Source organism: Pacificibacter sp., assembly GCF_039769035.1.
In the GTDB taxonomy this organism is placed as follows: Bacteria; Pseudomonadota; Alphaproteobacteria; order Rhodobacterales; family Rhodobacteraceae; genus Celeribacter.
Genome location: NZ_JBDMZG010000110.1, coordinates 1 through 6,226 on the forward strand (window position 1 = coordinate 1; position 6,226 = coordinate 6,226).

Consider the following 6,226-nt stretch of genomic DNA (forward strand, 5'->3'; position numbering starts at 1 on the left):
CCTGAAGATGACTGTTGCCGAAAGGCGCCAACTGACCGAGCACATTTGTGAATTTACTCTGGCACCCGCTGACGGAAGCAAACTTCAATCCTTCACTGCTGGAGCGCATATCACCGTCGAAACGCCTTCGGGAGCAATGCGGCGATACTCGCTCGTCAATGACGGGACGAACCCCGAAGTATACAAGATTGCCCTGAAGCGCGAAATTCACGGTCGCGGCGGATCGATGTCTATGCATGACGATGCGCAAGAGGGGACCGAGCTACAAGTTGAGGTCCCGGAAAATACCTTTGAGCTGACCGATGCCAAGAACTACCTTCTCATCGCGGGTGGTATTGGTGTCACGCCAATTTACGCTATGTCTCAGCAACTATTGCGCGAGTTTAAGCCTTTTGAGGTAATTTATTGCACAAGGGGCGAGGCCGACACAGCGTTTCTTGAAGAGATGAAATCCACGCTCGGCGACCGGCTGACACTGCACCACGATGGCGGCGATCCCGAAGCGGTTTTTGATTTCTGGGATCACTTTGAAGAACCCAAGGACATGAAAGTCTATTGCTGCGGACCGCAACCACTGATTGACGAGATCGAAGCCATTTCCGGACACTGGCCCGAAGGTCGCGTGATCTTTGAGGATTTCAAGCCTGTCGAAGTTGTGCGCGCTGATGACAAACCATTCGAGGTCAAGCTCGAGAAATCCGGCATCACGGTTCAGGTCCCTGAAGATCGCTCCATACTGGAGGCGCTGCGGGAAAGCGGCGTGCCGACTGTGAGCTCTTGCGAAAGTGGGACCTGCGGCACCTGCAAGACCCGGCTTGTTTCTGGAAAGGTCGATCACCGGGACATGGTGCTGATGGACGAAGAGAAAGACAGTTATGTGATGATCTGCGTTTCACGAGCCGAAGAAGGGGATCTTGTTCTTGACCTCTGAACCTATTCGCCTCGGTGTTGCCGGGCTTGGGCGGGCCTTCGTGCTGATGCTTCGAACCTTCCAAAACGATCCCCGTGTCAAGTTGGTCGCGGCCGCCGCTCCACGTGCCGAGAGCCGTGCCGCATTTGAGGCAGAGTTCGGTGGACGCGGCTATAGCTGTGTGGAAGAGATGGCCGAAGACCCTGAGGTTGAAGCCGTGTATATTGCGACCCCGCATCAGATGCACGCCGAGCACGTTGCTATCTTTGCTGCGGCAGGCAAGCATATTCTGGTCGACAAGCCGCTCTCTGTTACGATGGAAGATGCGGACATGATGGTGGAGGCCGCGAGATCCGCGGGTGTTCATCTTATCGTCGGGCCCAGTCACAGCTTTGATCCGTCAGTTCTCCATGCGCGGCAGATAATCGAGAGCGGTGAATTCGGTGCAGTTCGGATGGTGCAGGCGTTCAATTATACTGACTTTCTCTATCGACCGCGCCGCCCCGAAGAGCTGCGGACCGAAGAAGGCGGCGGGGTTCTGTTCAGCCAAGGCGTTCATCAGATTGATATCGTTAGGCTGCTCTGTGGTGGCCGCGCGAAGAATGTGACGGCAATGACCGGTGTATGGGATAGGGAGCGCCCGACAGAGGGCGCGTATTCTGCCTTGATGGATTTCGAAGGTGGCAGCTTTGCGTCTTTGACCTATTCGGGATACGCGCACTTCGACAGCGATATCTGGATGGACAATGTGGCCGAACTTGGAGGCATGAAAGATCCCGCGAAATATGGCGAAGCGCGCCGTGCGCTGCAGACGCTCGACTCAGCGGCAGAGACAAAGCTGAAGGCCACCCGCACATATGGAGCGGGCACCGTGCCGCCAACAGCTCAGAATAACGAACATTTTGGGCCGATCCTTATTCTGTGTGACAGTGCCGATCTGAGATTGCGCCCGGGCGGTATCGACATTTTTGGCGACACAGAGCGGCAGCACATCGAAGTACCGCTTAACGCCGCGCCACGTAAAACCGTAATCGATGCCCTTGAGGCCGCTGTCAGGAAAAATATAGCGCCGCCACAAACCGCAGCGTGGGGCAGGGCGAGTCTGGAAGTTTGCCATGCGATCCTAAGCTCGGCTGAAACAGGCAAAAAAATACCGCTCGCAAGGCAATGCGGCGTAAAATTTCAGGAGGAAACACTTTGACCAACCTTTCCCTTTCCCTCGCAATGGGCAACTATGACAGAACACGCGCCATTGTGGACGGCACAGTCAAGATTGATGGCGTCGATCCGGTGCCGATGCTTCTTTCGCCCGAAGAAATGTTCTTCCGTGCTTTCCGGCATCAGGCGTTCGACATCTCCGAGTTGTCACTGTCATCCTATTCAATATCGGTAGCGCGCGGTGATCCGCACTATGTCGCTGTCCCTGTGTTTCTGAGCCGTGCATTCCGCCATACGTCCGTCTACATCCGGACCGACCGAGGAATTGACCGTCCCGAGGACTTGAAAGGGCGCAAGATCGGAATCGCGGAATACCAGCTTTCCGCAAATGTCTGGGTGCGCGGCATTCTTGAAGAACACTTCGGGGTGAAGCCTTCCGATATTGAGTGGGTTCGTGGCGGGATGGACACTCCAGGTCGCCCCGAGAAGATCAAGGTCGATTTGCCCGATGACGTTCGCGTAACGCTTGCCCCCGAAGGCTCGACACTTAACCAGATGTTAGCAGACGGGAAAATCGACGGTTTCATCGGCCCGCGTTGGCCGCGCTGTTTTTCAGAGGGTCATCCGCATGTGGGGCGGCTCTTTTCTGACAGTATCGGAGCGGCAGAGGGCTATTTCCGCGAAACTCAGATCTTTCCTATCATGCACGTTCTAGGAGTGCGGCGTAGTTTGGCTGAAGAACATCCTTGGCTGCCGGGCGCATTGGTAAAAGGCTTCACACAGTCAAAGGCCGCTGCGCAGGAGGCGTTGAATGACACGTCGGCCACCAAAGTGACAATGCCCTTTGTGGAGGACACGTTAAACCGCGTGCGCGCGGTTATGGGTCCCGATCCTTGGTCTTACGGCGTGGCCCCTAACACCCATGTGCTGGATAAGTTTCTGCAGTATCACCACGATCAGGGCCTATCGCCCCAGCGTGTTTCGGTCGAGGATCTGTTCCACCCGTCAACCTACGAAGCATATAGTCTGTAAGGAAGTGATATGACCGATTTGACCCCAGGAGAAGTGGTCGAGATCGAGGTCGGCCAGAGGAAGGCCTATGCCCAGATCACGCACTACCATTCGAGCTATCCCCCTGTTGTACGCGTCTTGGATGGCCTACTTGACGAAAGGCCATCTGACATTGGCGCGCTGGTAGCGGGAAAGACGCAGTTCATAGCGATGATCCCGCTCGGTACGGCCTTGAAGCGCGCGGGCGCTTCTTTCGAGATCGTCGGGAATTTCGAAGTTCCGGCTGTTCACCAAGACTTTCCGACCTTTCGCATGCCGATACGGGATAAGAAGGGCGAGATTATCTATTGGTGGCTGTGGGATGGGCGCGGTTTGAGCTATGATGTCGAATTGACAGAAGCACAAGACGCCCTGCCATTGCGCGAGGTCATGACGGGGAAGCGTTTCCTCGAGCTCGTCGCGGCCTGAAACCATCCGCATGGTTTGTCCCTGTACAGCAGGCCATTTGAAAATCGCTTAAACTGAGAGGGTGTGTGCAATGACACAACCGGAATTGGACAAGGTGTTGCCACGTCGCACTGATATTTATGCTGGTGGCACATGGCAGGCCCCTATCGCGGGCAGCTATGTCGACACCTTGAATCCGGCAACAGGGAAAGTTCTGGCATCGGTTGCAGAGGCCAGTGCACAGGATGCGGATGCCGTTGTTAAGAGGGCCCAGAAGGGCTTTTTGGAATGGCGCGACGTTGTCCCGCTTGAACGCGCCCGTATCCTTAAAGAAGTAGCCACGCTACTACGACTTCACGGTGACGAACTAGCCATGATCGATGCGGCCAACTGCGGAAACCCTTATACCGAGATGCTTGGCGATGCCGCGATTGCTGCGGCGCAAATGGATTTCTTTGCGGGTCTCGTGACCGAAATGAAAGGTGACACGATCCCGATGGGCCCTGATCGTGTGAATATGACAACCCGCGAACCGCTGGGCGTCGTCGCACGCATCCTTGCTTTCAACCACCCGTTCATGTTCTGCGGAGGAAAGATGGCAGCGCCGCTGGCCGCAGGTAACGCGGTGATTATCAAGCCTCCTGTGCAGGCACCGCTTTCGGCGTTGAGACTGGCAGAGCTGGTCGATGGCTTGTTTCCCGAGGGGGTATTCAGCGTATTGCCCGGTGGCACGGAGGCGGGTGCCGCGCTGGCCGAACATCCGGACGTGGCAAAAGTCACCTTGATCGGATCAGTGGCCGCAGGTCAGGCTGTAATGCGAAGTGCATCGGACACACTTAAACCGGTCCTGTTGGAACTTGGTGGGAAAAACGCGTTGATCGCCTATCCCGACAGTGACCCAAACAAGATTGCTGATGCGATTGTCGCTGGCATGAATTTTGGTTGGTGCGGGCAATCCTGCGGATCGACCAGCCGCGCCTTCCTGCATGATGATCTACATGATGCTGTCGTTTCGCAATTGCCCGCGAAAATAGCGCGTTACCAACCCGGCATTCCAACAGATCCCGCGACGACGATGGGGGCACTGGTATCCCAAACGCATTTTAATCGTGTGATGGAATTTATTGAAAGTGCCAAATCCGAAGGTGCGCACGCCGTGACCGGAGGGCATGCAGTGACCGATGGCGCGCTGGCAGACGGGTGTTTCATAGCGCCCACGATTTTTGCCGACGTAACGCCACAAATGCGGATCGCGCGGGAAGAAATTTTTGGCCCTGTGCTCGCCGTTCGGCGGTGGAGTGACGAGACCGAGATGCTTGAAGAGGTCAACGGCCTTGATGTCGGCCTGACCTGTGCGATCTGGAGCCGCGATCTGGCGAAAGCGCATCGCGCGGCAAATCGCGTTGAGGCCGGGTTCGTCTGGATCAACGAGGTTGGCAAACACTTCCTCGGTGCGCCGTTTGGCGGCGTAAAACAATCCGGCATTGGCCGGGAAGAAGGTATTGGCGAACTGCTTTCCTTTACCCACGAAAAGAACATTCACATCAACCTGTCCGGCCAATAGGCAGGATAGTTGGAGACAGCAATGAACGATGATCTAGACCGCCCAATTCCCAGCGAAATCACAGAGCTTTTCGGCAGCGATGCCATTGCTGAGATGCTGCGCAAGCTCGACACGCCCTATGTGGCGCTCAATCCTGGGTCGAGCTTTCGAGGACTACATGACAGCCTCGTCAACTACCTGGGCAATCGCGATCCGCAGATGCTGTTATGCCTGCACGAGGAACACGCCGTTGCCATTGCGCATGGTTGGGCCAAAGTTACGGGCACACCATTGGCCGTGATCCTGCATGCCAATGTCGGTGTAATGCACGCTTCTATGGCCGTGTATAATGCGTGGTGCGACCGCGTGCCGATGCTGATTTTCGGCGCGACGGGTCCGGTGGATGCCGCCAAGCGCAGGCCTTGGATTGACTGGATACATACGTCGCGCGATCAGGCTGCGATCATACGGCCCTATGTGAAATGGGATGACCAGCCCGCATCGCTGGAGGCGTCATTATCTTCGATGTTGCGGTCTTCGATAATTACACAGACGGCACCCAATGCGCCAACCTATGTCTGTTTTGACGTGTCCGTTCAAGAAGAGCCAATTGACAAAATGCCGGAGTTCCCGGCGCCAGAGCGCCATGCCGCACCCCGAATGGTGCAATTCTCGGAATCCGATGCACGTTCGGTTTTAGATTTGCTGGAAACATCAGAAAAACCGGTCTTCTTGATGGGGCGGGTGTCGCGCGATCAGGCAGATTGGGACCGGCGCGTCGCGCTCGCGGAGCATTTCGGGGCCCGTGTTGTCACTGATATCAAGACCGCCGCAGCATTTCCAACATGCCATCCACTGCATTTTGGTGCACCGGGCTATTTTGTGTCGCAGGATGCTGCGCAGCGTATCCGTCAAGCCGATCTGGTTGTCAGCTTCGATTGGGTTGATCTTGGTGGAACATTGCAACAGGCCGATGTCGACCTTGAGCGCACTAAAGTTGTAAATATCTCGCTCGATTCCCTGCTGACCAATGGCTGGTCGCTGGACCACCAGTCGCTCTCACCTTCCGACCTTACCATGTTGGCGGACCCCGACGAAGCGATCCGTGCAATAGGTCAGGCAGCGGGGCTTTCAGATATGGCTGTTGGGAAAATGGC

At 56.0% G+C, this 6,226-nt stretch carries 6 protein-coding genes; all 6 read left to right on the top strand.

Annotation, left to right across the window (positions count from 1 at the left end; genetic code table 11):
• The first annotated feature begins 1 nt into the window (after nucleotide 1).
• A complete protein-coding gene (locus ABF287_RS10080) occupies nucleotides 2-931 on the top strand; it encodes a PDR/VanB family oxidoreductase (RefSeq protein WP_347184881.1) in 930 nt (309 codons plus the stop codon).
• Complete coding sequence (locus ABF287_RS10085) at nucleotides 921-2,111, top strand: Gfo/Idh/MocA family oxidoreductase (protein WP_347184882.1); 1,191 nt, start codon at nucleotides 921-923, stop codon at nucleotides 2,109-2,111. Before ABF287_RS10080 ends, ABF287_RS10085 begins: the two co-directional genes overlap by 11 nt.
• Nucleotides 2,108-3,100: an ABC transporter substrate-binding protein gene (locus ABF287_RS10090; RefSeq protein ID WP_347184883.1), complete on the top strand. Its 993-nt coding sequence runs from the start codon at nucleotides 2,108-2,110 to the stop codon at nucleotides 3,098-3,100. Before ABF287_RS10085 ends, ABF287_RS10090 begins: the two co-directional genes overlap by 4 nt.
• 9 nt (nucleotides 3,101-3,109) lie before the next feature.
• Complete coding sequence (locus ABF287_RS10095; protein ID WP_064224161.1) at nucleotides 3,110-3,547, top strand: hypothetical protein; 438 nt, start codon at nucleotides 3,110-3,112, stop codon at nucleotides 3,545-3,547.
• 70 nt (nucleotides 3,548-3,617) lie between these two features.
• Nucleotides 3,618-5,090: an aldehyde dehydrogenase family protein gene (locus ABF287_RS10100; protein WP_347184884.1), complete on the top strand. Its 1,473-nt coding sequence runs from the start codon at nucleotides 3,618-3,620 to the stop codon at nucleotides 5,088-5,090.
• Nucleotides 5,091-5,111: 21 nt separating this feature from the next.
• The coding region (locus tag ABF287_RS10105; protein WP_347184885.1) for a thiamine pyrophosphate-binding protein at nucleotides 5,112-6,226 on the top strand (1,115 nt) is incomplete at its 3' end.

Bases quoted from the DNA above. Each gene is read 5' to 3' on its own strand.
- ABF287_RS10095 (WP_064224161.1), top strand. From the start codon at position 3,110: ATGACCGATTTGACCCCAGGAGAAGTGGTCGAGATCGAGGTCGGCCAG.
- ABF287_RS10100 (WP_347184884.1), top strand. From the start codon at position 3,618: ATGACACAACCGGAATTGGACAAGGTGTTGCCACGTCGCACTGATATT.